Origin of the sequence: Kitasatospora sp. NPDC004723 (assembly GCF_040609255.1) — a bacterium.
In the GTDB taxonomy this organism is placed as follows: Bacteria; Actinomycetota; Actinomycetes; order Streptomycetales; family Streptomycetaceae; genus Kitasatospora.
Window position 1 is genome coordinate 128,359 of the sequence record NZ_JBEXJT010000002.1, and the last position, 26,669, is coordinate 155,027.

The window sequence follows — 26,669 nt, forward strand, 5'->3', positions numbered from 1 at the left end:
ATCGACGACCGGCCCGGCCGAGCGGCCGGGCCTTCCTGTGGAGGGGAATCGGGATGTTCAATGTCTCGTTAAGCGGACCGAAGAAGGCCACGACGCCGGGCGAGGCGCCCGGGCGGGACGTGCTCGGCGCCGTCCCGGCGCTGGCGCTCGGCACCTTCGCGGTCGGCACCGACGCCTTCGTGGTCGCGGGCTTCCTGCCCGAACTCGCCGCCGACCTCGGCGTCCCGACGGCCACCGCCGGGCAGGCCGTCACCGTCTTCGCGGTCGCGTACGCGCTGCTCTCACCGCTGCTCGCCACCCTGGCCGCCCGGCTGCCCCGCCGCCGACTGCTGGTCGGCGCGCTCGTCGGCCTCGCGCTGGCCAACCTCGCCTCCGCCCTCGCGCCCGACTTCGCCGTGCTGCTCGCCTCCCGGGTGGCCGCCGCGGCCGCCGCCGCGGCGTTCACGCCCAACGCGGGCGCCGTCGCGGCCTTCCTGGTCCGCCCGCAACGACGGGCCCGGGCGCTGGCCGTGGTGGTGGGCGGGCTCACCGTGGCGACCGCGCTCGGCGTGCCGCTGGGCGGCCTGGCCGGCCAGTGGACGGGATGGCGCTGGGCGCTCGGCGCGGTGGCGGGGCTGGCCCTGCTGGTGGCCGGGGCGGTCGCCGCCCTGCTGCCGTACCTGCCGGGCAACCCGCGCGTTGCGCTGCGCGAACGCCTCGCCGTGCTGCGCCGCCCGTCGGTGCGGGCGATCCTGCCGCTGACCGTGCTCGGCATGGCGGCGGCGTACACGGTCTACGCGTACAGCGTGCCGGCGCTGGCGGCGGTCGGCCTGACGGCCCGCGACACGGCGTGGGCGCTCGGCCTCTACGGCGTCGGCGCGATCCTCGGCAACCTCGCCGCCGGGCTCGCCACCGACCGCCTGGGCGGCGTGCGGGTACTGCGGGCCGGCTACGTCGTGATGGCCGCAGGGCTCGCCGGCCTCGGCGCCCTGGCCGCGAGCGGCACGCACGCGCCGGCGCTGGTCGGACTGCTGATGGTGGCCTGGGGAGCGGGCAGTTGGTGCCAGACGCCCCCGCAGCAGCACCGCCTGATCGCCGCCGCGCCGGGGGAGGCGCCGCTGGTGGTGGCGCTGAACTCCTCCGCCATCTACACCGGCATCGGCACCGGTACCCTGATCGGCGGCCTGACCGCCGGCCCGGGGGCGACCACGATGTACGTGGCCGCCGCCGGACTGGCGCTCCTCGCGCTCGCCTACCTGTCGCTGACGGCAGGAGAACGGACCACCACCTCGTGAACGACGAACTGGCGCTCCCCGGCACGGATCTCGCGCGGCACACCCTGGCGTTCGCGCGGAGCCTGCTCCCGCCCGCGCTGTGCCACCACAGCGTGCGGACCTACCTCTACGGACGCCTCCTCGGCGAGCGCCGCGGACTGCGGCCGGACCACGACTACGACGACGAACTCCTCTTCCTGGGCTGCGTCCTGCACGACTGCGGGCTCAGCGCGGAGGGGAACGGCGACCAGCGGTTCGAACTGGACGGAGCCGACCTCGCCGTCCGCTTCCTGGCGGGGGAGGGCGTGGCGGCGGACCGCACGGAGGTGGTGTGGGACGCGATCGCGCTGCACATGGACCGCGAGATCGCGGAGCGCAAGCGCCCGGAGATCGCCCTCGTCGCCCTCGGCGCGGGCTTCGACCTGGGCGGCGGCCCGGAGAAGCTCCCGCCCGGCTACGCGGACCGCGTCCACCGGACGCTGCCGCGTCTGCACACGGCGGCGGTGCTGCACGACGCCATCGTCGGCCAGGCGCTCGAAAAGCCTCGGAAGGCACCGCCGTTCACGATGCAGGGCGAACTCCTCCGGCAGGCGACCGGCGGGAGCTGGCCGGCCTGGGAGCAACTCGCCCGGTCGGCGGGGTGGAACGACTACGAGGGCTACCGGCCCGCCCCGCCGACCGCGAACTGAGGCGGGTTTCAGGCGGCTTCCAGCCGGTCGAGGGCGGCGGCGCCGGGCTGCGTGAGCCACACGAGTCTGCTGGTGAGGTCCGGTCGCGTCGTGAACAGCCGCAGCGCCCGCTCGGGCGAGGCGAGCGTCATGCGCGTGTGCCCGTCGATGCTGACGACGTGGGCCGGCCCCTCTTCCGTGGCCAGCCCCCAGGCGACCACCCACCCGTCGGCCTCCTCGCCGTCGGGCCGGTGAACCTGGACGACGGCGAACAGCTTGGGGGCGGTGTCGTGCACCAGTTCGCACAGTTCCCGATCGAACGGCGAGTGAGGGTTTTGCGGGGGCGCAGCGGGCATGGAAGTCTCCTACCTGAGGGGAGTCGGACGCGACGCCGCCGTCGCAGAACCCGGGCGGCGAGCGGCCCTGACGCAGCATCAAAGATAGCCAGCCGGTAGTATGTAGTCCACCGCATCTGGGGAATTCATGGCGCCGCCACTCCCATGGGTGAACGCCGCCGGTCATGGCGTCGGAGGGAAGGGAGCAGCGGATGCCGCCCAGCAAGATCCCGCCGAGCATCCGGCAGCGGAGGCTCGGGGCGGAGTTGCGCCGGCTGCGCGAGCAGGCGGGCCTGTCGGTCACGCGGGCCGGGGAGCTTCACGGCACCCAGCAGTCCCGCATCAGCAACATCGAATCCGGCGGATACCCGGTGAGCGCGGACCGCGTGCGGGCGCTGGCGCGCCTCTACGGCTGCGCCGACGACACCCTGATCGAGGCGCTGACCGGCATGACCGGCGGCCGCACGCGGGGGTGGTGGGAGGAGTACCGCGAGATCCTCCCGGCCGGAGCGCTCGACCTGGCGGAACTCGAACATCACGCGACGTCGATGCGGATCGCCTCGGTCGTTCACATGCCGGGTCTTCTCCAGACCGCCGAGCATGCTCGCGCGCTCTTCCGTGATGTGGTCCCACCTCTATCACCGCCCGAGGTGGAGCACCTGGTCTCGCATCGCGTCAAACGGCAGGCGGTGCTTTTCGGCGCGAGCCCGACCCCGTTGTCGGCTGTCGTCCACGAGACCGCCCTGCGCATGGGTTTCGGTGGTCCGGAGGTTGCTCGCGGTCAGCTGGAATACCTGCTGACCGCGAGCGAGCACTCTCATGTCGACCTGAAAGTGATTCCGTTCGGGACCGGGAGCTTCCCGGGCTCCGGCGCGGCTATCGTGTACTTCATCGCCGAGGTCGCGCGCTTGGACAGCGTCCAGGTCGATGGGGACAGATTCGACTTCATTGACACCGAGCCGCAGCTGTTCAAGTACCGGGCTGTGCTGGACCGGTTGGAGGCCACGGCGCTCGACACCGGCGCGTCGCGCGACCTCATCCGCCGTATCGCCAAGAGCATTTGAGACGGGAAGAACCATGACCGTGTACAGCTGGCAGAAGTCCTCCTTCAGTGGCGACACCGCCAACTGCCTCTACCTCGCGGCTGCGCCCGACGGTGCCATCAAGCTCCGGGAGAGCGACGAGCCCGACACGATCCTCACCACCACGTCGGAGCGGCTGCGGGTGCTCCTGGCCGGCGTCAAGGCAGGGGAGTTCGACCACCTCGCGCGGTAGTCGTCAGCCGATGCCCGCCGCGGCCTCGACTGCGAGGTCGGGGCTGCGGCGGGGGAGGGGGACCGGTGCCGCGAGGGTACTCGTGCCCGTCGCCGGGTCGCACAGGGTCTTGGCGATGAGCGAGCCGATCGGCTGTCCGCTCGCCGAGTCGTCCTTGCCCACGTACGGGTTGTGCGACAGGGCGAACTGCCGGCGCCCGTCGCGGCTGCCGAGCAGCAGGGTGCTCCAGCCGGGGAGGCTGCCGTCGTGGCCCCAGGCCGGTTCGCAGCCCGGGCCCAGGTCGACCTGGAGCACGCCGAGTCCGTACCGGCCGCCCTCGATCGTGGTCGGCACCGTGTCCGTCAGCGCGGCCATCTCGGCCGGCCGCAGCAGCTTGCCGCCGAACAGCGCGGCGTGGAAGCGGGTGAGGTCGGCGGTGGTGGAGATGCCGTTGCCGGCCGCGTCCACGAGGGTCGGGTTGAACCCGGTGATGTCGGCGGGCCCGGCCGGCATGGCGAGGTACGCGTGGGCGTGCGGGCCGCGGAGGCCGCTCTCGGAGCCCGGGAACACCGTGTTGTCCAGGTGCAGGGGCCGGACGATCCGGCGCTCGACCTCGCGCTGCCAACTGTGCCCGGTGACCTTCTGGATGATCATTCCGGCGAGGACGTAGTTGGTGTTGGCGTAGTGCCAGCCCTGCCCGGGCGCGAAGTACGGCTGGTGCTCGGCGGAGATGGCGGCCAACTGCTCCGGCTTGTAGTCCCGGTAGCGCGTCGTCCCGTACGCGTAGTCCTGCAGGTCGGCCTCGGTCCTGGTCTTGAACCGCTCGTCGTCCGTGTAGTTGAACAGCCCGCTGGTGTGGTTGAGCAGCTGCCGGACGGTGATCGCCCCGCCGTTCGGCACGACGCCCGGCAGGTGCTGCTCGACCGGGTCGTCCAGGCGGAGCCGGCCCTCCCCGACCAACTGGAGGACGACCGTCGACACGAAGGTCTTCGTCACGCTGCCCATCCGGAACCGGCCGTCCGGCTTGGCGGGCTGTCCGGTGGCGAAGTCGGCGGTTCCGGCGGCGCCCCGCCACGGGGAGCGGCCGGGGATGCGGATCTCCGCGAGCGCGGCGGTCATCCCGCCGTGGTCCACGAGGTCCCGCAGCTCCTGCTGTCCGTCGACGCGCGGGCGACGTTCCACCGTGGACCCGGTTCCGGCGGTCGGGACGTCCGCCGCCACCGCTGCCGGGGCGAGTGCGACGACGGTGGCCCCGGCCAGGGCGACGGCGGCGAGCCGCTTCCCCAGCCGGCCACGCCGGTGCGATGTCCGAGCCTGAACGATGGTCATGGTTCCCGCCCCTTCCCGCCCGGCGGCCCCGGGCCGTCAGCTCCATGATCGCACCCGCCGTACGCCCCGCACGTCCTCCTCCGGGGGCAGCGCCGTGCATCGGCGGCGGGGATGACATCGAATCAAATCATCGTCAGGTTGCTTGACTTGGTCTTTCGGCCCGGCCGTGCCACCGGCCGTGCCGCCGGGGTGGACCGGTGTTGCCTGATTGTTCGATCGTACGTGAATATACGTACTATCAGTCGTGGCCTCACCGAGACCGAGGAGCACCTCCGCATGCCCGTGACACCGATCGCTCCCGCCCGCCCGGGCTGGACGCTGGTCCTGCTGGCCCTGGGACAGGCCGTCTTCGCCCTGGACCTCAACATCGTCTTCGTCGCCTTACCCGAGATCGGCACCGACCTCGGCTTCCCGGGCCAGACCCAGCAACTCGTGGTCAGCGCCTACGTCGTGTTCGCCGGGGGCTTCCTGCTGCTCGGGGGCCGTGCCTGCGACCTGCTCGGGCGGCGGCGGGTGTTCGTCGGCGCGCTGGTGCTCTACGCGCTGTCCTCGCTGGCCGGAGGGCTGGCCCGGTCGCCCGAGGTCATCGTGGCCGCCCGGGTCGTCCAGGGGATCGGCGGGGCGCTGCTGCTGCCGTCGATCCTCTCCCTGGTCAACACGCTGTTCGAGGAGGGGCCGCGGCGCAACCGCGCGCTCGCCGTCTGGGGCGGCGCGGGTGCCAGCGGGCTGACCCTGGGCGCGCTGCTCGGCGGGGTGCTCACCCAGGGCTTCGGCTGGCCGGCGGTGTTCTTCGTCAACGTGCCGCTGGCCGGGGCCATCGCGCTCGCCGCCGTGTTCGTCATCCCGCCCGACCCGGCGCGGACGGAGCGCCGCCGCTTCGACCTGCCGGGGGCGCTGACCGTGACGGCGGGCGCCACGCTCCTGGTCTTCGCGCTGGTCGAGGGCCCCGAGCGCGGCTGGGCCGACCCGTGGATCGTCGGCGCCCTCGCCGCCTCGCTCGTCCTGCTCGCCGCCTTCGCCGTGGTCGAGACCCGCAGTGCCGACCCGCTGATGCCGTTCCGGCTGTTCCGCAACCGCAGCCTGAGCGCCGGTGCGGCGATCACCTTCCTCTACATGGCCACCTTCGGCGTCCTGCCGTATTTCCTCACCGTGCTGCTGCAGAGCGTGCACGGCTACAGCGCGCTGCAGAGCGGACTCGCCTTCCTCGCTCCCTCGCTCGCGATCGCCGCCGGGACCCAGCTCGGCGAGCGGCTCACCACCCGGGCCGGCCTGCGGCCCACCCTGCTCGGCGGGTTCGCGGTCGGCGCCGTCGGGACCGCCGCGCTGGCCGCGGGGTTCGACGCGGACGCCGGCTACCTCGTGCTGCTGCCCGGGCTGGTGGTTTCGGGACTGGGCCAGGGCGTGGTCTGGACGGCCATGTGGATCGCGGCGGCCGCCGGGACCGCCGCGCATGAGCAGGGCATTGCCGGCGGCGCCGCGTCGACCACGATGAACCTCGGCAACGCGATCGGCCTCGCGCTGTTCACCGTCGTCGCCGACGCGGGCACCGACGGGCTGAGTGGCGAGGGGCTGGCCCGCGCCACGGCGGACGGCGGGTTCCTGGTGGTCCTGCTCACGGCGGGGGGCATGCTGCTGGGCCTGCTGCTCGCGCTGACCCTGCGCCCGGCGCGCGCGGACGCCGCCACGGCCGTTGCCCCCGACTGCCCCATGGCCGTGTCGGGTTGACCGCCCCCGCGTGAGCGGCCCGGGCCGGACGGTGCTTCCACCGTCCGGCCCGGGCCGTCCGTCGTCCCCGTCCCCGGCCGGGAGAGCGCTCGTGATTACTTGGTGTGATCAAGTGCATTCACCGAATGGCTCGGCTGAATAACGATGCACATGTGACATGTCACAGGCTATTGATGCGCGGTCGGTCGTGTGAGACGGTTCGTCACGCGCTTCGACGGCCTCCCTCCCCCCACGCCCGAGGCGCGTTCATATGCCCTTCCCCCACGAAGGAATGACGATGCGTCCACTCTCACGCATGCCCAGACTGCTGTCCGCAGTCGCCGCGGCAGGTGCCACTCTGCTCGGCATGGCCGCCGGCCCGAACCTGGCAGTCGCCGCCCCCACTCCCGCACCGGCCATATCGAGCCCGCACCAGCCCTCCGGCAGCTCGTCGGAGGTGCCCGGCAGCCCGTTCGCCGATCCCGAGAGCCCGGGGGCGCCGCAGTCCCGTCCGCTCACGGCTGCGCAACTGCCGCTGGTCAACCCGCTGTCCGTCACGGCGCCGGCGGAGACCGGCGCGGACAAGGGCCTGGCCAAGGCCGCACCGCGTGCGCTCGCGGCGGAGCCGGCCGCCGCCCAGTCGTGCACCCCGGCCGACTTCGCCAGTAGGACCGGGGCCGCTCTGGTGTCCTACGTCAAGGCCTCGACCCCCAAGTGCATCGGCTCGCTGTTCTACACCGCGGGAAGCCCGTACGTCTCGGCCCTGTTCCGCCAGAGCCAGATGGCGACGATGGCCGACGCCTTCCAGAGCGCCGCCGCCTCCTACCCCGGCGACAACTCCGCCGCCACCTGGCAGGTCGTCCTGTACCTGCGCGCGGGCTACTACGTGCAGGACAAGGACCGCGCGCACGTCGGCCCCTACGACGCCTCACTGACCGCCGCCGTGACGCGCGGCATCGACGCCTTCCTGGCCGGGCCGCACGCCGCGGACGTCACCGACGCGAACGGCCAGGTCGCCAACGACGTCATCATCCTCACCGACAGCGCCGGGCAGCAGGGCCGCTACCTGAACACCTACCGGCAGGTGCTGAACGGTTACACCAGCGCGTACGACGGCTCGAAGAACCTGCTCACCTACGTCAACAGCGCCCTCGCCGCGCTGGACCGGGGGCACGAGAACAAGGCCTTCGTCGACGCGGTGACCGCGGACCCGGGCATCGTCGACACCCTCGACGCGTTCACCCGCACCCACCGCGACCTGCTCGGCACCTACCCCGGCTTCCTGGTCTCCAACGCCGGCATCGAGCTGACCCGGTTCGTCAAGTACCCGGCGTTCCAGGACAGGATCCGCCCGCTGGCCAAGGCCCTGCTCGACAGCTCGTCGATGACCGGCCCCACCGCCCCGCTGTGGGTCGGCACGGCCAACGCGGCCGCCTTCTTCGACAAGGACCAGTGCTCCTACTACGGCGTCTGCGACCTGAAGCAGCGGCTGACCAAGGCCGTGCTGCCGATCAGGCAGACCTGCAACGCCACCCTCACCGTCCTGGCCCAGGACCTCACCGCGGCCGAACTCGCCGCCGTCTGCGCCGACCTCAAGGGCGAGGACGCGTACTTCCACAACCTCGTCCGCGACAACGGCCCCATCCCCGGCCAGTACGAGTCGTCCGTGCAGCTCGTGGTCTTCGCGAGCCAGGCCGACTACCAGACCTACGCCGGCGCGATGTACGAGGCGAACACCAACAACGGCGGGGTCACCCTGACCGGGACCCCGACCGACCCGGCCAACCAGCCGGTCTCCCTCATGTACCGGCACCCGAACGAGAACGGCTTCACCGCCCGGATCTGGAACCTCAACCACGAGTACGCCCACGTCCTGGACGCCCGCTACAACCTCAAGGGCGACTTCTACCAGCAGACCAGCGTGCCCGACCTGTGGTGGATCGAGGGCGTCGCCGAGTACGTCTCCTACACCTACCGCGGCGTCACCGACCTCAACGCGGTCTCCGAGGCCCCCAAGCACACCTACGCGCTCAGCACCCTGCTCCAGAGCAGCTACCTGAACAGCGACGTCGTCCGCACCTACCACTGGGGCTACCTGGCCGCCCGCTACATGATCGAGCGGTTCCCGGGCGTCGTCCAGACCATGCTCGGCCTCTTCCGCACCGGCGACTACGCCCGCGGCTACGCCTACTACAACTCCATCGGCACCGGTTACGACGGCGACTTCACCAGGTGGGTCGACACCTGCGCCACCGACACCTGCCTCACCGCGGGCATCCCGAAGGCGGCCTTCGACGCCACGGTGCGGGGCCTGAACGTCCAGCTGACCGACCGCTCCACCGAGACCGCCGGCAAGGGCAGCATCACCGGCTGGGCCTGGAACTTCGGCGACGGCACCACCGGTACCGCGGCCTCCCCGTCGAAGTCCTACCGCGCTGCCGGGACCTACACCGTCACCCTCACCGTCACCGACAGCAACGGCAAGACGGCCACCACGACCCGGACCGTCACCGTCACCGCCCCGCCCGCACCGGCGGTCTGCACCGACCCCGACACCCGGAAGCTGGACTACAACTGCTTCCGCACCGGCCGCTCGGCCGACGCCGGAAGCCTGGACCAGATGTACATCTACATGCCGGCCGGCACCACCACCCTGACCGTCTCCACCACCGGTGGCACCGGGACCGCCTACCTCTACTACAGCCCGGACCGCTGGGCCTCCACCACGGACTACGCCGCCTCCTCCACGAACAGCGGCACCACCCAGACGGTGACCGTCACCAACACCACGGCCGGCTACCGCTACATCACCCTCTACGGCAAGACCGCCTTCAGCGGCGTCACCGTCACCACCCAGTACTGACGCGGCGACCGGCCACCGTGTGAACGGCCCGGGGCGGACGGTGGAGACGCCGTCCGCCCCGGGCCGCTGCGCGTCAGTCGGCGGAGGAGTCCTGCCGCTCGTCGTCGCGGGCGCCGGACAGCACGGCGTCGAGCAGGCCGGGGTAGCGGGCGTCGAGGTCCTCGCGGCGCAGGTGGAGGATGTTCTCCCGGCCCGAGGGCTGCTGGTGGATGACGCCGCTGTCGCGCAGCACCCGCCAGTGGTGGGTCATCGTCGACTTGGCGGTGATGCCGATCGCGGCGAGCACGCTCCCGCAGTTGTGCTCCCCGCCGCCGTTCAGGACGCGGACGGCGGAGAGACGGACGGGGTTGCCGAGAGCGGTCAGGACGTGTTCGATCCGGATCTGCTCGCGGGCGGGATGGCGGTAGCTCATGACCCCACCGTAACGCGAGGATTGACGGCAGCCGCCGGCCCGGCGCCGGTCGGTCGGCACGCACCGGCCGGTCCGACGCCCGCCCGCCGCACACCCGGGGGCGGGCGTGGGGCGGGCCGGACGTCGGCAGGCTCAGGAGTGGATGCCCTGGCCCGGCGTCAGGATCCCGGCCGGGTCGAACCGGTGCTTGGCGGCCACCGCGCGCCCCCACTGGGTGCCGTAGTGGCGGCGCCACTCGGCGGGCGTCACGTCCGGGATCGCGCCGATCAGGTACCGCTTGCCGCCGAGTCGCACCGCCAGGTCGTGCAGTCGGCGGTTGCGCCGCAGCGCGGCGGCGTGGTCGGCGCCCGGGAACGGGAAGGACAGCAGGTCGAAGTGGAAGCCGACCGGCTCCTTCGGCATCACGGTCATCGGGCGGGTGAACACGTCGGTGCGGAACGGGTAGAAGAGCAGCAGACCGGCGCCCAGGTCCTCCGGCGTCAGCATCGCGGTGGCCTCGCGCATGAACGTTTCGGTGGTCGAGGCCGGCAGGAACAGGCTCAGCCACGGCTTGGGCTGCGACCAGAGGCCGGCCGCCTTCAGGTACCCGGCGAAGGCGTCCACCCGGAACGCGTACTCGCGCGCCGTCTGGTCGATGAACGTCGTGTCGGCCGCCACGCAGCGCAGGCCGCGCACCAGCTTCGCCCGGTCCGGCGCGGCGGTGCCGTCGTAGTGGACGACGCCCTCCACCTTGTAGCGCCAGCCGGTGCCGGCGGCGTTGCGCGAGACATCGCCGACGTGCAGGTCGAAGCGCCGCTCCAGCATCAGCTTCCGCTGGTCCGCGAGGTAGTCGGCCAGGTCGTCGTAGAACAGGTTGAGCACCAGCGCCCGCTCGCGGGCCCGCACCAGGCGCAGGGTGGCCCGGACGATGATGCCGGCCTGGCCGCCGCCGCCCAGCACGGCCTCGAACAGCTCGCGGTTGGCGCTCGCCGAGGCGGTCACCAGCTCACCGGTGCCGGTGACCACGTCCACCGACTCGACCGTGTCCACCTGGAAGCCGAAGCGCTGCACACCGCCGCCGATGCCGCCGACGCTCAGCGTGCCGCCGACCGACAGGTGGAGGTAGTCCGTCAGGCTGGGCGGCATCCAGCCCTGGGCGAGCGCGGCGTCGGTCAGCTGCGCCCAGGTGACACCGGCCTCGACCACGGCGCGGCCCGGGGTGATCCGGACGATGCGGTTCAGCCCGCGCGAGTCGATCGCGACGCCGCCGCGCACCTCGGCCTGGCCGTAGCTGGAGTGCGACTCCAGCTCCGCGGCGCTGCCGGTGCCGCTCTGGCCGTTCATCGCGACCGGAATGCGGTGGCGGCGGGCGAAGCCGACCAGGGTGGCGACGTCACGCACCGAGCCCGGGTGCAGCACGGCGCGCGGCGCGGCGGTCACCAGGTGTCCGAAGTCCCCGCCGAACCGGTCCAGCGTCCCGGCGTCGGTCACCAGGCTCCCGTCGAGCGGGGGCAGCGCGGCGAGGGAGGCGTCGGCGGTGGCCCCGGCCGCGCCGGCGGGGGCGTCGGCTGCGGCCCCGGAGGGGGCCTCCACGGCCCAGGAGCGGCCGACGGTGTTCCAGCCGATGACGGTGGCCGCCGCGCCGACGATCACGCTGCGACGGGGCAGGGATGACTTGCTCATTACAGATAACTCCGATCAATCGTCATATGAGCAGTGTTGTATCGCAGTCGCCGCGTACACGCGCAATGGGCCGGACCTGAACACTTCGGTGACGTTCCGTCCCGGGCGTCACCGCGTCCGGGACGGGGGCGGTCTACACCACCGCCAGGGCGGGTGCAAGATCCGGACAGTCGCGACACTCCGCCGTCATGTCCCTGACCAGCGGAAGGCGTCGGCTGACTGGGCGCCGGCGGCCGGGTGCGGTGGCCGGAAACCCGGTTGTCCGGCTGTGGTGATCGAGAGAGAGTGGAGTCGTCGGGATCAAGGGAACGACAACCGAGGGCGAGCTGGGCCTGGGAGAGCCCAAGGGCCTGTAAAGCCCCCGCTTCGGCTGTGGTGGTTCGAATCCATCCTCGCCCACCTCGGACCGCCCCGGGCCGTACCACGGCCCGGGGCGGCGTGCGTCCGGTCCCCGCGGGCAGCTGATCCACACCGGACCGGCACCGGATAGGCTCGGCCGCATGTTCGTTCTGGAGCTGACCTACACCGCGCCGCTCGACCGCATCGACGCCCTGCTGCCCGCCCACGTCGAGTGGCTCGGCCGGCACTACGAGGCCGGTACCTTCCTCGCCTCCGGCCGCAAGGTGCCGCGCGACGGCGGCATCATCCTCGCGGTGGGGGAGGACCGGGCGGCGGTCGAGGCGCTGGTGCGCACCGACCCGTTCGCCGTCGAGGGCCTGGTCGAGTACCGCGTGACGGAGTTCCTCGCCACCACCGTCGCCCCCGTCCTGGAAGCCCACCGGCAGCAGCTCCCCGCCTGATCCCGGCCTGATCCCCCGCCTGATGCCCGACTGATCCTCCGTCCGGCCGTCCACCGGCCCGGACGGCCCGCCCCGGTTCGGAGCCCGGTCGCACACTGGCTACGATCGGTGAGCACGGGGCAAGGAAGCGCCGGGCCGCGGTCCGGCGCACGGCGAGAAATCCAGTGGGAGTAGACGATGGCACACGCACGGGCCGGGCAGCCGGCGCAGCCGGGCGACCTGGTGGACGTGGCGCGGCTGGTGACGGCGTACTACACGCTGCACCCGGACCCGGAGGAGCCGGGCCAGCGGGTCGCGTTCGGTACCTCGGGCCACCGCGGCTCCTCGCTGGACGCGGCGTTCAACGAGGACCACATCGCCGCCACCACCCAGGCGATCTGCGAGTACCGCGCGGCCCAGGGCATCACCGGCCCGCTGTTCCTCGGCGCCGACACCCACGCGCTGTCCGAGCCCGCCCGGGCCACCGCGGTCGAGGTGCTGGCGGCGAACGGCGTGACCGTCCTGCTGGACAGTGCCGACGGCTACACCCCGACCCCCGCCGTGTCGCACGCGATCCTGACCCACAACCGGCGCAGCCCGCAGTCGCTCGCGGACGGCATCGTCGTCACCCCCTCGCACAACCCGCCCCGCGACGGCGGCTTCAAGTACAACCCGCCGAGCGGCGGCCCGGCCGGCTCGGAGGCCACCGGCTGGATCCAGGACCGCGCCAACGCCCTGATCCGCGAGGGCCTGCGCGGCGTCAAGCGGGTCCCGTACGCGCGCGCCCTGGCCGCCGCCACCACCGGCCGCCACGACTACCTCACCGCCTACACCGAGGACCTCGTCTCCGTCCTCGACCTGGACGCGGTCCGCGCGGCCGGCCTGCGGATCGGCGCCGACCCGCTGGGCGGCGCGTCCGTCGCCTACTGGGGCCGGATCGCCGAGACCCACCGCCTCGACCTGACCGTGGTCAACCCGGCCACCGACCCGACCTGGCGCTTCATGACGCTGGACTGGGACGGCAAGATCCGGATGGACTGCTCCTCGCCCGCCGCGATGGCCTCGCTGATCGCCCGCCGCGACGAGTACGCCATCGCCACCGGCAACGACGCCGACGCCGACCGGCACGGCATCGTCACCCCGGACGGCGGTCTGATGAACCCCAACCACTACCTGGCGGTCGCCGTCGACTACCTCTACCGCCACCGCGCCGAGTGGCCGGTGGACGCGGCCGTCGGCAAGACGCTGGTCTCCTCCTCGATGCTCGACCGGGTCGCCGCCGACCTCAAGCGCGAACTGGTCGAGGTGCCGGTCGGCTTCAAGTGGTTCGTCGACGGCCTGCTGGAGGGCTCGATCGCCTTCGGCGGCGAGGAGTCGGCCGGCGCGTCGTTCCTGCGCCGTGACGGCGGGGTGTGGACCACGGACAAGGACGGCATCCTGCTCGCCCTGCTCGCCGCCGAGATCACCGCCGTGACCGGCCGCACCCCGAGCGAGTACTACCGCGACCTCACCGACCGCTTCGGCGCCCCCTCCTACGCCCGCGTCGACGCCCCGGCGGACCGGGAGCAGAAGGCGCTGCTGTCCCGCCTGTCGGCCGAGCAGGTCACGGCCGGCGACCTCGCCGGCGAGCCGGTCACCGCCGTGCTCACCGAGGCCCCGGGCAACGGCGCGGCCATCGGCGGCATCAAGGTGTGCACCGAGAACGCCTGGTTCGCCGCCCGTCCGTCCGGCACCGAGGACGTGTACAAGATCTACGCCGAGTCCTTCCACGGCCCCGAGCACCTCGCCCGGGTCCAGGAGGAGGCGCGCACCCTGGTCAACGGCGTGCTGGCCGCCGGTCCGGAGAACGGCTGATCCGCGCAGCACCGCGACGGCCGCGGCCCCGGTGGGTGACCCGCCGGGGCCGCGGCCCGGTGTTCGGGCGGGGACGGTCTCCGGCCGCCGGCGACCCGGCCCGCGGCCGGCCGAGCTCAACGCGCCCGCGCGGCGATGGTTACGGAATTCCCATGGGCAGTACCGGGTGCCGGGCGCCCGCAAGGCATTGTCCGGGAGCCCGGCAGTCCCCGCACGGGGGCTGCCCGTCGGCGGGCGGCCATGGGTCGGCCTGGGTCGGCCCCGGTCCCGCGACGGGTCGGCAACGGGTCAACTACGGTTCAGCGTACGGCTGATGCCGGCCAGTACCGCCGTCGTGAGCAGCCAGCCGAGGGCGATGAGGGAGTAGCCGAACCACTGCTGGGCCCCGGTCCAGTACCAGGCGGTGCGCTGGCCGAGGCCGCCGATGGGGATCAGCAGGTCGAGGGTGTAGACGAGCGGGCTGAACGGGACGCTCTCGCCGGCCTTGACCTCGTGGGGCGTGCCGTGGCGGAAGACCAGGGTGCCGAGCAGGGCGAGGCAGGCCAGCCACAGCCCGGCCTGCCAGGGGCGGTAGCCGTAGCCGACGGTGGCGTCCAGCAGGCGGCCCCAGAGCCGGCCGGGTGCGCCCAGGGTGCGGCGGCGACGGCGCTGCTTCGCCAGGAGCACCCGCCGGGCGTCGTCGTCGTGGCCGATCCTCCGGTACCAGGCGGCGAGTTGCTCGTAGGGCTGGGGGGAGTAGCCGGGGAGCGCGGCCAGCCAGGCCAGCCGGCGGGCGACGGGTTCGGGGGCGGGGGTGGAGGTCTGGAGGGAGGTGTAGGTGAAGCCGTTCAGGCGGGTGTCGGCCGGCCAGCTGTGCTCGTTGTCGTGCAGGACGACGGTCTGCGCGTCCTGGAGGTCGACCGTGCCGATCGGGAGGGCGGCCGGGGTGAGCCGGAGGTCGCCGGCGGTCAGTCGGTTTCCGTCCAGGGCCACCGCGCCGCAGCCGTCCAGCACGGCGGTGTCGAGCGAGAGCCTGCTGCGGATCGCCGCGCCCGGGAGGCGGATCGAGCCGTTGGCGGTGAAGCCGCGGGCGAGGACGAGGGTGGAGGCGGTGAGGTCGTCGCCGGTGAACGCGTCGCCGCCGTGGTTGTCGATCCGGGCCCGCTCCATGAACAGCCCGCCGTTGAACCGGGCGCCGACCAGCCGCAGGCCGCCGCGGGCGTGGAACCCGTCGCGGGCGAAGCAGCCGCCGTCCATCACCAGGCCGCCCGCCCAGAGCGCCCAGACGCCCGGGGCACGCGCCGGGTCCGGGACCGGGACCGCGCCATCGGCACCGCCCGCACCGTCCGTGCCGTCAACGCCGTCCGCGCCGTCGGCGCCGAGCAGTTCGGTGGCGGTGAGCCGGGCGCCGCTGAGCCGCAGTTCGCCGGTGATCTGGGCCCGGGTGAGGGTCAGCCGCCCGTCGAGGACCGAGTTCTCGAAGAAGAGGTTGCCGTCGACCTTCAGCAGCCATCCGTCCAGCCCGGGTATCCGGCAGCCGCTCAGGCTGGTGGAGCGCAGCGTCGCGTCCCGCAGTACCACCTGCTCCTCGAAGTAGCAGTTCTCAAGGCGGAGTTCACCGGCCGCCGCCAGTCCGCGCAGGTCGAGGCGCCCGGCGACGCGGGCGCCGATCAGGTACAGCGTCCGGACCGGGCCGACCGGTCCGGCGCTGCCGAGCAGGGCGGTCGTGATCACCTCGGCGCGCACCGTGCGTGCCTCGCCCCAGGCCGTGCCGCCGACCGGATCGTCCGCGGCCGGGTCGCCGCTGCGCAGGTCCACCGCCGCGCCCGTGGCGCAGGCGTCCCACACCCGCCGTTCCGGTCCGGTCAGGTCCTGGTACGTCAGCATTCCGCCCCCTCGGTGTGATCATCCGCGGAGGCAGCCTAGTAGGGCGACCGCCAGCGTCCGCAGTCGCGGCTCCGGGCTGCGGACGGGAGGACACGGCCCTCCGTGCGCGCCGCATAGGGGCTTCGCCCGAGGGGAATCACCACGGGGTGAACAGCTGGGGGTACGGGCGGGGTTGGTACTACGGGCGGCTGCCCGGCTGGCTGCGCGGACTGGTCGTCCTCGCGGCCGGGTGGGGAGTCCTTCTCTGCGGTCAGGAGGTCGCCGAGGGGTACCGGGCGACCATGGTGTACCGGGCCGCGTCGGCCTGCGAGGTCGGGAACCAGGAGGGGGAGGGGAACGACGGGGAGGAGTGCGTGGGGCGCCGGGCGGTCACGGTGCTCGACCGTCGGCAGGGCGAGCACTGCACCTCCAACGGCGGTGGCGCGGGCGGTGCGGAGACCGGTGGTGGCGTGGGCGGTACCTCGTGCACGCCGTACCACGAGGTGAAGGTCGAGTGGCCCGGCCGGATCGCCTGGCTGGACGTCTCGTCGGCGACGTACGACGAGGTCCGCGCGGGAGACCCCGCGGAGGTCCGGCTGTGGCGCGACGAGGTGGTGGCACTGAAGGTGCGCGGCCACACGCACTCCTACGCGCCCTCCTCGGAGAGCGGGGTCCTGATGTGGATCGCGCTGGGCTGCCTGATCCTGGCGGCGGGCGCGTGGGGAGCGGTGAGCGGGCGGCTCTCGGGCCTGATCGCCTTCCCCAACTTCGGCTGGCTCTTCGTGGCCGCCGGGGTCGGAATGCTCGGCTCCATGGCGCTGTTCGGCGGACCCCTGCTGCTCTGGGGCTTCATGGTCCTGTGGACCGGGTTCGCGGTCTTCTGGATCACGGGCGCCTGGCGGATGAGGTGACGGCCCCGGTGCGGCCCGCCGCCTGACCCGGGTGCGGGGCCGCACCCGGGACAGGAGCTCGGCCCCGCGCTACGGCGCCTCGTCCGGTTCCGCGTCGGGCGCGGCGTCGGGCGCGGCGTCGGGCGTGGCTGCGGGCGCGGTGTCGGCGAGGGTCCGCAGCTCGCCGGCCTCGCGCGGCAGGCCGTTGACGTCCAGCACCTCGCACAGGTTGGGTTTGAACTCCCAGGCCCCGGTGCTGTCGGCGATCGCCCGGATCACGGTGCGCTGCGCGTCCGTGAGCGGCTCGCCGTCGTCGTAGGCCTCGGTCGGGAAGACGATGTCGAGCAGGGCGTTGGCGACGGAGACGGCGTCGATGGCGTTGACCTCGTCCAGCACGGCGCACAGCTCGGCCAGCAGGGGTTCGGCCTGCTCGGACGGCAGGAGCGCCAGGGCGGTGGCCGCGGCGGTGGCCGGGTCGCCCGAACCGAGGTACAGGTCGGCGAAGCCGGCGGCGTCCAGATCGCCGCGGAGCGCCTCGACAAGGGGCCCTGCGCCGCGACGGGCGGGGGAGCGGTGGGTGCGCACCCAGGTCAGGGCGGCACAGAAGCGGAGCAGCGGATCGTCGTCGGCGAGGTTCCGCTCCAGCGCCCGCAGGGAGTCGGGGCCCGCCTCGTGCAGGGCCAGGCCGAGCAGGATCTCCGCGCGGATCCGGGATTCGGGTTCGACGGCGAGGCGCCCGTGCAGGGCCCTCGCCGCCGCGTCTCCCGGCGCCGCGGCGAGCAGGACGACGGCGAGGCGACGGATCCCGGCGTCCTCGTGGGCGGCCTGGCCGCTCCAGGTCGGGACCGTGTCGGCGAGCACGGTGTAGACCTCGTGGTAGGCGGACTCGGCGCCGTGGTCGGCGAAGTGCTCGTCCGGGTCGGTGTCGTCGGCGGGAAGATCGGCGAGGATGCGCTTGAGTTCCCGGGCGGCTCCGAGGCTGCCGTCGCGCGTCGCGATGTCGGTCAGGAACTCCAGCAGCGCGGTCCGGGGCCCGGCATCGTCGACGCGGTCGGCCAGCGCCGCCATGTACCGGAACGCCGGACCGGTGGCCACCGTGATGGTGTGCTGGTGCAGCAGCAGGTCGGACAGCTCGCCCAGAGCCAGGTAGAAGGCCTCCGGGTCGCCGACGGCCAGGCCCTTGAGCAGGAACGGCACGTCCTCCGGGTCGCCGTAGAAGGTTTCGAGACCTTCCCACGGCACCTCCTCGACGCCGTGCAGCTCGCTCGGCACGGGCGCCGCGCGCCAGGTGTGGAGGGTGCGGGCGGCCGTGCCGAGGTCCTCGTCGCGGGCGAGGTCGAGGCCCTCGAACGTCACGGTGCCCAGCTCGGTGCGGGCGCGGGTGCGGGTGCCGTCGGTACCGGTGTCGGTGTCGGTGTCGATGCCGGCGTCGGTGTCGGTGTCGAACACGCGCCAGTCCCCGACCGGGCCGCCACGGATGCCGGGCTCGACGTACCCCTCGGCGATGACCGCCCCGCCGGCGTCCACGGCGCGCCACAGTTCGACCGCCGCCCCGTCGACGGTGACGTCGGTGGGCGTGACGTCCGCCGTCCTGGTGCCGTCGGCGCCGAACCAGCGCTCGGTGACGAGCACGCCGTCCCGCTCGGTGCGTTCGGCGCGGAGGGCGCCGTCGGCGTGGAACCGGCGCTGGACCGTGCTGCCGTCGGCGGGCCACTCCTGCTCCCGCCGGGGCACCCCGTCCTTGTACTCGCGATCCAACAGCGGTGCGCCGTCCGGCCGGTAGCGCTTCAGCCGGTACGGGGTGCCGGCGTTCAGGTACTTCCTGCGCTCCACCTGTCGGCCGTCGGCGAAGTCGGCCTCCTCGTAGCCGTGGTAGAAGCTGTCGGGTCTGTAGTAGCTCGGCCCCTCCGTGTCGGAGGTGCTCTCCCACGCCTGCTCCCACAGCCGCCACGTCCCGACCGCGGCCCCGGTCGTCCCGTCGACGGCGCCGTCGACGAACGCGAGCAGGCCCGCCACCCACACCGCGTCCTCGGGCACGCCGGTGGACGGCACCGCGGGCGGGGTCCGCACCTCGGCCAGTTGCCCGGCCTCGGCCGGCTCCGACCGCAGCAGCCGCAACGCCAGCTCCGGCAGGCCCTCGAAGGCGGCGTGCCGGGCCGCGCCCGGGGAGGCGCCGAGTCCCGCCTCCAGGCACAGCTCGACCGACGCGGCGTCGCCGTCGCGGGCGGCCTCGATCAGCGGGGAGGTCTTGGCGTCGCCCCGGGGGAAGCGGGCGACCTCCCGGCCGTCGCGGTTGTAGACGAGCCGGTCCGCCGTGCCGTCCCCCGTCCAGTGCCGGGCCACGCCTTCGAGGACGCCGTCCTGCCGCCAGCGGGGAGCCGACCACTCGCCGTCCGGCCAGAAGGTGGCGGGCTCCGGCACACCGGCCGGACGCTCCGGTACCGGCCCGCCCTCGTTGGTCACCTCGGTGCCGTCGGCGGCGAAGCAGGCCTGACGGATCCGCGTGCCCTGCTCGTCGTACTCCTGGACCACGGTTCGGAGGACCGGGTCCAGGTCGTCGAACGAGAACGGGTCGCGGCTCGGGAGGTCGCAGCGGTGGCCGGTGACCGTGACCGGCATGCCGTCGCGGTGCTCGGTATGGACGGCCAGGGTGCCGTCGTCGTGGTAGCGCAGCATCGTGCCGTGGCGCCTGCCGTCACGCCAGTTGCTCTCCTCCAGCGGCGTCCCGTCGGGGCGCCACAGCTGCCACCGGCCGGTGAGCGCGTCGCCGACACGCTCTCCGACCGCCCACGCCGGCCACTTCGGGCCGCCCTCGTAGAGCTCCCACTCCTCGAGGTACTCGGCCTCCGGGGGGACGCACGCGGGCCGGTCGGCCGCGGAGTCCGCGGTCCCGGCCACCGGGCCTCCCGGTATCTCCCCGGGGTGGGCCCCGGCACCATCGACATGCAGATCGTCAGACATGGCCCGTATGGAAGCACCTTCCACCGACATGTCGCATCCTGGGGTGCCCTCGGTGGAGTTGACGATGTGTCACAAGCCGGTGGGCGTCGACGATCCCGGGCGTCCTCGCGGGAGCGGTGGCCCGTGGGCCGACCGCTGCGGCGTCCGGGCGGGGCGAGGCCGTTCCGGGGCGTTCGCCGAGGAGCAGGACGAGCGCGACGAGTCCGGAGACGACCGTCACCAGCACGGCGAGGGCGAGGGCCCCGCAGCCGCCGGTCCGTCGGCCGGGCGGCTGCTCGCCGTGGGGCTCCCCGGTGTTGCTCCCGCTCCCGGTCCCGGCCCCCGCGCGTCCGTTAGCGGCGGCGCCGGGGCGCTCAGGGCGCTCGGGGTGCGCGGGTCGCCCGGGCGGCGCGGGCCGCTCCGGCACGTCCACCGCGAACGCCGCGCAGGCCGCGCCCAGGCGCTCCGGGAGCGCGGAGACCCGCAGCGCCACCCCGACCCGCGCGTGCGGCGTGCCCTGCACCTGCCCCGCCGCACCGGCCCCGGGGACACCGAACCGGGAGGCGATGTCCGGGCCCAGCCCGACCAGGTCGAACGGCACCGTGTACCGCAGTTCGATCCGGCGGGTCGCGCCGGAGGGCAGCGGCTCCTCGACGGCCCGCCGGTCGAAGTCCAGCCGCCCCCGGACGGGTTCGACGGGGTCGATCCGGAAACCGGTCGGCTGCGGCCCGGCGTTGTGCACGAGCAGGTCCAGGAGGACCGTGCCGCCGGCGGTCCCGAACCGGCGCGGCGGTTCGCACCAGGCCCGCACACCCGCGTCCGGTCCGGCCCGCAGATCGGTGCCGCAGTACTCGCCCGGGCAGTAGCGGCCGAGCCGCTCGGCGCCGTCGGTGCGGCTGCCGCACAGTTCGCAGTGGAGCGCCATCGTCGTCCCCTCCGTCCCGGTGGGCCCCGCCCCGCCCCGGGGGTACCCGGCCACCCGCCGGAGCAACCGCTGCCGCCGGGACCGCAACCGCCCCGTGACCGGGCACGGCCCGTCCGCCCAGCCCGTCCGCCCGGCCCGTGACCGGCGCGGCGCGTCCGCCGCAACGCCGTCAGGTCGCCGCCCCGGCGGTGGCGGGCTGTTCGGCGTCCCCGAAGCGGGCCAGGGTGAGCGCCCCGAACACCGCCGCCGCGAAGCCGAGGACGGCGAGCGGTTCGAGGTCGTGGCGGGTGTGGTCGCCGAGCAGCAGCACGCCGACGACGGCCGGGCCCAGCGTCTCACCGAGCACCATGGCTGCCGTCGCCGCCGTGACCGACCCGTTCTGCATCGCCCAGGTCAGCGCCGCGAACCCGCCCAGCCCGGCGAACGCGATGGCGTAGGCGGCCGGTTCGGTCAGCAGGTCCGGGAACCGGGCGTCCGGCAGCACCCGCACGGCGACGCCGACCACACCGAACTGCAGGCCGGCGACCAGCCCCAGCAGCGGCGCCCGCCGACTCCCGCCGAGCCGTACCGCCGCCCAGCCCGCGCCGATCAGCAGCACCGAGCAGATCAGCGTACCGAGCCGCAGCGCCGGGGTGCCGTGGCCGGGGCCGTCGCGCCCGGCGCTGACCGCGAGCACGCAGAGCCCGGCGCACACCGACGCCACCCCGACCCACTCGCTGCGCCGCAGCCGCACGTCCAGCACCCGGGCCGCACCGACGGCGGTCACCGCGAGCGCCGAGGCGAGCACCGCCTCCACCTCGTACAGCGGCAGCCGGGCCAGCGCCAGGAGTTCGGCGCCGAACCCGAGCATGTCCATCCCCACCCCGGCGAGGAAGGGCCACTGCCGGAACGCCCCCGCCAACGCGGCGGCCCCGCCCGGCCGCTGCCCGGCCGCGGCCCGACGGGCCCCGACCGCCTGGAGCACGGTGGCGGACCCGGTGAGCAGGGCGGCGGCCAGCGCCGCCAGCAGGCCGAAGAGCATGCGCCGACCGTACGGGCCCGCCCCGCTCCGGCGCGGGTGCGGCACGCCGGGCGTGGTGGGCCGTCGATCTGCTCGCGGATCCCGGCCGCCAGGCTCTCCCACCAACCGGTCGTCGCAGCCTGGCGGCGTCTAGGGTGCGGGTGACGCACGGTGCGTCCGACCCTCCCCGGCGTCGTGAGCAAGATCGGGAGCACGTTGTGCAGTTGTTCGATATGACGGACGTTCCGAAGACCGAGGACGTGGCCGCGTGGCTCGCGTACGCGGAGCGGTTGACGGCGGCGGGAGATCCTCGGGGTGAGGCGATCCGGCTGGAGTGCGGGGGCGGCGACCGGTCGGCCGAGGCCTATGCGGAGGTGGAGCGGCGCCTGGGGCTGGACGCGCTGCGGGCGGACGGGTCGTGGCAGTTCAGCTGGTCGCGGGGCTTCCTCGACGAGGCGTCCTTCCGGCTGGCGCCGGGCGGAAGGCCGGGGCGTCGGGAGCTGGTGGAACGCCTCCTGACGTGGCATCCGGTGGACGTCGACTCGGTGGACGTCGACGTGGACGACCCCGAGCAGCGGGAGGGCGTGCTGGCCGGCGCCTTGCTCGCCCACTCCGCGAGCCGCCGGCTGCGGGCGCTCGACCTCCGGCTGACCGACTACCACCACTCCGCCGGACGGGTCGCGGCCGCGCTCGCCGGCTCGGTGCGGCCCAGGCTGGAGCGGCTGTCGTTCGGCTACGGCTTCGAGCACCTCTTCGAGGACGGCGAGGGGTCGGCCGGCAGCCGCATCGACCCGATGGACCACCACGGCGAGGGGCTGGTACAGACGGAGATCTGGGAGGCGTTGCCGGCGCTGCGCACCCTGGAACTGGAGGGAGCGTTCCTGTTCCCGTCGGTGGACCACGAGGGCCTGACCCGGCTGCGGACCCGTGGCGCCGTGATCTCCGACGGTTCGCTCTTCCTGCCAGGGCGGCTCCCCGAGCTGACGTCCCTGGAACTGGAGCTGGAGACCGACGTCTTCGGGGGCGCGTGTTCCGTGGACCAACTGGACGACCTCGCGGACGCGGCGCGGTGGTACCCCAAGCTCAGAAACCTTGACCTCGGCGGGGTTGAGTTCGACGCCCCGTCCTCCGACGTGCTCGCAGCCCTCGCCCAGTCCCCGCTGCTGCCGCAGCTCGAAGCCCTGACGGTCCGCGACCTCGCGATACCGGCGGCGGGCGCGGCCGACCTCGCACCCCATTTCGCCCACCTCACGCTGCGGGCGGCGGGCACCGTCGCCGTCGAGGGCGCGGACGAGGAAGAGGCCCGCCGGGTGCTGGGCGTTGAGTGACGACCAGGTACCTCGACCCGCCGCCCGCCGCTGGCCACATCATCGACCTCTCGCCCCTGGAGCCACTCCAAGCTGCCGACCGTCAACGAACGCACCGCCATCCCCGCCGGTGCCAACGGCCGGAAAGATGACCACCTCCCCTGACCGGTCCCACTGCCGCCTGAACACCCTCCGGGATCGGAACCCGCGCCCACACCGACGCGCGACAACACTGGTCCCCCTTCGACCGACGCCAGCACCTACCACCACCCATCGACCAACCCGAACCGCATCCCGCCCACCTGTGCCATCGGCACGGTTGGTCGGGCGGATTCCTCTCTCGTGACCTCCCCAGGCCCGTCCCCGCACGCGCGGGGAGCAGTGCACGACGTAGGTGCCGCCGCTGCGCATGTCGGGACCATCCCCGCACGCGCGGGGAGCAGCCGCCCGCGGCGGCGTTCATCCGCACGAAGGCGGACCATCCCCGCACGCGCGGGGAGCAGACCCCCGGCACCCGCACCGTCTTCGGGCTGCTGGGACCATCCCCGCACGCGCGGGGAGCAGGACGGGTTCACCCCGTAGCCGGTCCCACCGAAGGGACCATCCCCGCACGCGCGGGGAGCAGATCGACTCGATCATGTTCGGGCAGTCCGGCTGGGGACCATCCCCGCACGCGCGGGGAGCAGAAACCGCCCTCGTCGTACCCGGCGACGGGCGGGGGACCATCCCCGCACGCGCGGGGAGCAGAGTTCGTGAGCTGCGGGTCTATGCGGGAGCGGGGCGGGATTCTGCAACTTGTTGGGAATCGGGCATTTCGGGCCTTCGGGGTGCTTCGTGGTGGGTGTGCCAGAACTCTATCCAGGGATGGGTGGGCGCGGCCGGTGGTTGTGTCGGGTTGATGTGATTTTCCGTGAGGTCGCCGGGCGCGGAGGGCGCCGTAAGCAGGCATGCGGAGCCGCCAACTGGGAAGCGGGTGAAGGAGGGCGTGACCGGTCGGCGGGCGAACTCTGTCGACCCTCGGTTGGATGAGCCGAGACCTCGTCGGCGGTCAGTCGTCGAGCGACGGGGAGCCGGCGGCTGCGGAGTGGTCGGGGGTGCGCTCGCGGGCGGTGCGGCAGGGGAGGTGACGGGTGAGGGCGTCGCTGCAGTTGGCGGCGGCCATCCGTTGCACCAGACCGGCCAGGCGTGTGACCAGCGGGCGCAGCCGAGCCCGCAGGGCGGCGTCGGCGCGGGCGTCGAAGCGCTCGACGGCGGAGCAGATACGGGTGACGAAAAGTGCGGTACCGCGAACGGCGCGGCGGACGTGGTTCACGCGAGTGCAACCGGTCGGTCACCCGACCGGTTCCGGCCCACGGACGGGTGGCCGATGGAAGAGAAGCTGGCGCGCGCCCGGCGCGCCTGGCCCGCGCCCGCGCGGGCCGTCCTGGCGGGCGCGGCCGCCGGGACGGTCTGCCCGTCATCACGGTGCGCCGACGCTCCGTCGGCGACGGGAGGTCGAACACCGCGGCGGCGAACACTCCCAGGGCCGAAGAGACAGAGCGCGATCGTGGTGTTCCGCCGGATCGCAACCGCCGGGCCACAGGGTCGGGCTGCCGAGGTCGACCCGCCCGCCGGAATTGCGGACCGGCGCCATCGCGCCGCGCCGTCGTTCAGTGTCAAGGCGCAAAGGGCGCGCCACCGTTCGCCCGCTTACCGGTCTGGTCCGATCCGCGTTGGTGAAGCGGTCTGTGTACTCCTGGGAGGCGACCGGGTCCGGGGCCGCGCCGAGATGGCTGCTTTTCGTTGCTGTCCGTCCGGACGGTCCCACGAGCAGCATCTGGCAGCTCTGCCGCAGCGGCAGGTGTCGCCGACCGGGTGTTCAAGGGCACCATGATGCGGATCCACACCGCCCACTTCCCGCAGGTCAAGAAGCTCCAGCCTCGACCAGCTGTCGTCGCTGCGGCGCGACGTCCTGGCACATCTGACGACCGGTGCGTTCGTCGCGAAGGCGGAGAATCTGGTCTTGCTTGGCCCGCCCGGGATCGCCAAGAATCCACCTGGCCATCGGACTGGGAGTCAAGGCCGCACACGCCCGCTACTCGGTCCTGTTCGACACCGCCGACAATGGGATCAACTGCCTTCAGACAGTTCGGCAGGCTGCGTGCCTCGACGCCGAGGTGAAGAAGATCCTTCGCTACAAACTGATCATTATCGACAAGGTCGCGGAGGATCTTCCAGGTCTTCAGCCGGGCGAAGACGTAATCGACTTGGGTGTGACCTGTGTTGCCGCGGCCTGAGCGCGAGCAGTGGGCCGATGTGGTCGATGATGCGGTCGGCCGCCGACTGGGACACCCCGACGAGCGGCGCGAGCTGCCGCAGCATCAGGTTGGTGCGGCCCCGGCGCACCGTGTCGGCTCCCTCGCGGCGGAGCATCGTGATCAGCTTCTGGAAGTCGCGTGGTCCCAGCCCGGTGAACAGAGCTATCCAGGACGGCTGCGGCGCCGTGATCACACCAGCCACGGAGAAATCATCCCACCGCTTCAGGGCCCTCTTGCGCCAGTGCGGCCCGGCACCGCTCCACCTGCCCGGCCACCTGCTCCATGAACCAGCGCATGATCTCGTACGGGATGATGTGCTCGTCGTGGCTGTGGATGTGGACGGTCGGCTCCAGACCCGGATCCTCGTCGGGAATCACCGCCACGAGGAAGGCGGCTCCAGGGAGGTGGGTGGCGGTGTTGGGGATCTCGGCCCACGAGGCCGGCGCCGGGACGGCCTCGCTCAGCTCCACGCACCAGGCGTCGTCGGGCAAGGCGTAGTGGAACTGGACGGCGTAGTGACGACCCGCATGTTCTCGCAGCTCCGGCATGCCCGCAGGCTGCCACAGCCGTCTGGCTGGAGTCGCGCGAATATCGGGCGCGGCCGACTGGTCGCCGCCCGGCCTGTCCCTCAGCAACTCGACCAGCAGTTACGGGACAGCCCTTGGCCTGGCAATCACCGGCCGGGTCTCGGCGCATCCGGATAGAGTTCTCCCATACCTATCATGAAGAATCCCGAAGGCCCGATATGCCTGATTCTCAACAAGTTGCAGAATCCCGCCCCACCCCCGCATAAACCCCCAGCTCACGAACTCTGCTCCCCGCGCACGCGGGGATGGTCCCACCTCGCAGCTGACCGTCACCTGGTGGCCGGCCTGCTCCCCGCGCACGCGGGGATGGTCCCGGGGTTAGTTCGGACAACGCTCTGACCTGGGACTGCTCCCCGCGCACGCGGGGATGGTCCCTGGTACCCGTCCAGCGTCTCGCACCGGAAGCCCTGCTCCCCGCGCACGCGGGGATGGTCCCAACTCGGAGACCCAGCGCGAGATCCTCAAGAACTGCTCCCCGCGCACGCGGGGATGGTCCCGACATCACCTTCCGGCTCAGCCGCGGAGGTGGCTGCTCCCCGCGCACGCGGGGATGGTCCCTGGCGGAGGTCAAAGGCGACCTGCTCCATGCTCTGCTCCCCGTGCACGCGGGGATGGTCCCAGCCTGGCTTTCGCGTAGCGCGTCCACGAGGGCGTTCTGGGGGACGCGGGCGAGGGTCCAACCTGAGGGCTTCGATGAGGAGGTCGAAGCCTGGGCGCTGACCAGTGGTTCCGGGCCGGCGAGGATGAGCAGTGCGGCGCGGTCGT

Annotated in this window: 21 protein-coding genes, 1 tRNA gene, 1 pseudogene and 2 CRISPR repeat arrays; of the genes and pseudogenes, 12 read left to right on the plus strand and 11 right to left on the minus strand. The window is 73.2% G+C overall.

The annotated features are described in order from the left end of the window. Positions 1-53 precede the first annotated feature (53 nt). Together ABZW10_RS03585 and ABZW10_RS03590 are read left to right on the plus strand one after the other, a co-directional pair. Complete coding sequence (locus tag ABZW10_RS03585) at positions 54-1,274, plus strand: MFS transporter (protein ID WP_355359274.1); 1,221 nt, start codon at positions 54-56, stop codon at positions 1,272-1,274. Continuing rightward, entirely contained in the window at positions 1,271-1,942 is a 672-nt protein-coding gene (locus ABZW10_RS03590) for an HD domain-containing protein (RefSeq protein WP_355359277.1), read from the plus strand. Before ABZW10_RS03585 ends, ABZW10_RS03590 begins: the two co-directional genes overlap by 4 nt. An 8-nt stretch (positions 1,943-1,950) precedes the next feature. Here ABZW10_RS03590 and ABZW10_RS03595 read toward each other — a convergent pair whose 3' ends face one another. Beyond that, positions 1,951-2,277 carry a hypothetical protein gene (locus tag ABZW10_RS03595; RefSeq protein ID WP_355359280.1) on the minus strand — a complete coding sequence of 109 codons (327 nt, stop codon included), beginning with the start codon at positions 2,275-2,277 and terminating at the stop codon, positions 1,951-1,953. A 191-nt stretch (positions 2,278-2,468) separates the two neighbouring features. Between ABZW10_RS03595 and ABZW10_RS03600 the strand changes: the two genes are divergently transcribed. Then, a complete protein-coding gene (locus ABZW10_RS03600) occupies positions 2,469-3,320 on the plus strand; it encodes a helix-turn-helix transcriptional regulator (protein WP_355359283.1) in 852 nt (283 codons plus the stop codon). A gap of 13 nt (positions 3,321-3,333) precedes the next feature. Beyond that, positions 3,334-3,531, plus strand: a complete 198-nt coding sequence (locus ABZW10_RS03605) for a DUF397 domain-containing protein (RefSeq protein WP_355359286.1) — start codon at positions 3,334-3,336, stop codon at positions 3,529-3,531. 3 nt (positions 3,532-3,534) lie between these two features. Here ABZW10_RS03605 and ABZW10_RS03610 read toward each other — a convergent pair whose 3' ends face one another. After that, entirely contained in the window at positions 3,535-4,839 is a 1,305-nt protein-coding gene (locus ABZW10_RS03610; RefSeq protein ID WP_355359289.1) for a serine hydrolase domain-containing protein, read from the minus strand. Positions 4,840-5,115: 276 nt separating this feature from the next. Here ABZW10_RS03610 and ABZW10_RS03615 point away from each other — a divergent pair, with 276 nt between their 5' ends. Further along, positions 5,116-6,564 (plus strand): MFS transporter, encoded by a 1,449-nt coding sequence (locus tag ABZW10_RS03615; protein WP_355359292.1) that lies wholly within the window; start codon positions 5,116-5,118, stop codon positions 6,562-6,564. A gap of 295 nt (positions 6,565-6,859) precedes the next feature. Then, positions 6,860-9,406, plus strand: coding sequence for a collagenase (locus ABZW10_RS03620; RefSeq protein WP_355359294.1), 2,547 nt, complete (start codon positions 6,860-6,862; stop codon positions 9,404-9,406). A gap of 73 nt (positions 9,407-9,479) precedes the next feature. On the opposite strand, the gene ABZW10_RS03625 is transcribed toward ABZW10_RS03620, so the two are convergent. Together ABZW10_RS03625 and ABZW10_RS03630 are read right to left on the minus strand one after the other, a co-directional pair. Then, entirely contained in the window at positions 9,480-9,818 is a 339-nt protein-coding gene (locus tag ABZW10_RS03625; protein WP_355359297.1) for a helix-turn-helix transcriptional regulator, read from the minus strand. 132 nt (positions 9,819-9,950) lie between these two features. Further along, a complete protein-coding gene (locus tag ABZW10_RS03630) occupies positions 9,951-11,480 on the minus strand; it encodes an FAD-binding protein (protein WP_355359300.1) in 1,530 nt (509 codons plus the stop codon). Positions 11,481-11,799: 319 nt separating this feature from the next. Between ABZW10_RS03630 and ABZW10_RS03635 the strand changes: the two genes are divergently transcribed. The 3 genes from ABZW10_RS03635 to pgm all read left to right on the plus strand — a co-directional run bounded on the left by ABZW10_RS03635 (position 11,800) and on the right by pgm (position 14,113). Then, positions 11,800-11,879: transfer RNA gene (locus ABZW10_RS03635), tRNA-Tyr, on the plus strand. Positions 11,880-11,980: 101 nt separating this feature from the next. Further along, complete coding sequence (locus tag ABZW10_RS03640; RefSeq protein WP_355359303.1) at positions 11,981-12,280, plus strand: YciI family protein; 300 nt, start codon at positions 11,981-11,983, stop codon at positions 12,278-12,280. A 177-nt stretch (positions 12,281-12,457) separates the two neighbouring features. Continuing rightward, positions 12,458-14,113 carry a phosphoglucomutase (alpha-D-glucose-1,6-bisphosphate-dependent) gene (pgm, locus tag ABZW10_RS03645; RefSeq protein ID WP_355359306.1) on the plus strand — a complete coding sequence of 552 codons (1,656 nt, stop codon included), beginning with the start codon at positions 12,458-12,460 and terminating at the stop codon, positions 14,111-14,113. A gap of 288 nt (positions 14,114-14,401) precedes the next feature. Here pgm and ABZW10_RS03650 read toward each other — a convergent pair whose 3' ends face one another. Beyond that, positions 14,402-15,979 carry an oxidoreductase gene (locus ABZW10_RS03650; RefSeq protein ID WP_355359309.1) on the minus strand — a complete coding sequence of 526 codons (1,578 nt, stop codon included), beginning with the start codon at positions 15,977-15,979 and terminating at the stop codon, positions 14,402-14,404. 146 nt (positions 15,980-16,125) lie between these two features. Between ABZW10_RS03650 and ABZW10_RS03655 the strand changes: the two genes are divergently transcribed. Continuing rightward, the gene (locus tag ABZW10_RS03655) at positions 16,126-16,869 is read left to right on the plus strand and encodes a hypothetical protein (RefSeq protein ID WP_355359312.1); all 744 of its coding nucleotides are present in this window, start codon (positions 16,126-16,128) and stop codon (positions 16,867-16,869) included. 69 nt (positions 16,870-16,938) lie between these two features. On the opposite strand, the gene ABZW10_RS03660 is transcribed toward ABZW10_RS03655, so the two are convergent. From ABZW10_RS03660 to ABZW10_RS03670, 3 genes are all read right to left on the minus strand, one after another. Further along, positions 16,939-19,809 (minus strand): hypothetical protein, encoded by a 2,871-nt coding sequence (locus tag ABZW10_RS03660; protein ID WP_355359315.1) that lies wholly within the window; start codon positions 19,807-19,809, stop codon positions 16,939-16,941. Next, positions 19,802-20,713, minus strand: a complete 912-nt coding sequence (locus ABZW10_RS03665; RefSeq protein WP_355359318.1) for a hypothetical protein — start codon at positions 20,711-20,713, stop codon at positions 19,802-19,804. The genes ABZW10_RS03660 and ABZW10_RS03665 overlap by 8 nt, the downstream gene beginning before the upstream one ends. Before the next feature lie 169 nt (positions 20,714-20,882). Beyond that, positions 20,883-21,734, minus strand: coding sequence for a hypothetical protein (locus tag ABZW10_RS03670; RefSeq protein ID WP_355359321.1), 852 nt, complete (start codon positions 21,732-21,734; stop codon positions 20,883-20,885). Positions 21,735-21,946: 212 nt separating this feature from the next. On the opposite strand from ABZW10_RS03670, the gene ABZW10_RS03675 reads away from it, so the two are divergent. Next, entirely contained in the window at positions 21,947-23,041 is a 1,095-nt protein-coding gene (locus tag ABZW10_RS03675; protein ID WP_355359324.1) for a hypothetical protein, read from the plus strand. Positions 23,042-23,374: 333 nt separating this feature from the next. Next, a CRISPR array of direct repeats spans positions 23,375-23,767; the repeat unit is 28 nt; unit sequence GGACCATCCCCGCACGCGCGGGGAGCAG. A gap of 301 nt (positions 23,768-24,068) precedes the next feature. On the opposite strand, the gene ABZW10_RS03680 is transcribed toward ABZW10_RS03675, so the two are convergent. Then, a complete protein-coding gene (locus ABZW10_RS03680; RefSeq protein ID WP_355359327.1) occupies positions 24,069-24,332 on the minus strand; it encodes a hypothetical protein in 264 nt (87 codons plus the stop codon). Positions 24,333-24,990: 658 nt separating this feature from the next. Here ABZW10_RS03680 and ABZW10_RS03685 point away from each other — a divergent pair. Then, positions 24,991-25,296 carry an ATP-binding protein gene (locus ABZW10_RS03685; RefSeq protein ID WP_355359330.1) on the plus strand — a complete coding sequence of 102 codons (306 nt, stop codon included), beginning with the start codon at positions 24,991-24,993 and terminating at the stop codon, positions 25,294-25,296. Here the strand turns inward: ABZW10_RS03685 and ABZW10_RS03690 are convergent. After that, positions 25,283-25,519 (minus strand): annotated as a pseudogene (locus ABZW10_RS03690) (IS5/IS1182 family transposase); the annotation flags it as partial. The gene ABZW10_RS03685 and the pseudogene ABZW10_RS03690 sit on opposite strands and share 14 nt — an antisense overlap. Before the next feature lie 7 nt (positions 25,520-25,526). Beyond that, a complete protein-coding gene (locus tag ABZW10_RS03695) occupies positions 25,527-25,865 on the minus strand; it encodes a hypothetical protein (RefSeq protein WP_355359333.1) in 339 nt (112 codons plus the stop codon). A gap of 263 nt (positions 25,866-26,128) precedes the next feature. After that, positions 26,129-26,523: a CRISPR direct-repeat array (repeat unit 29 nt; unit sequence CTGCTCCCCGCGCACGCGGGGATGGTCCC). The last annotated feature ends 146 nt before the right edge of the window (positions 26,524-26,669 follow it).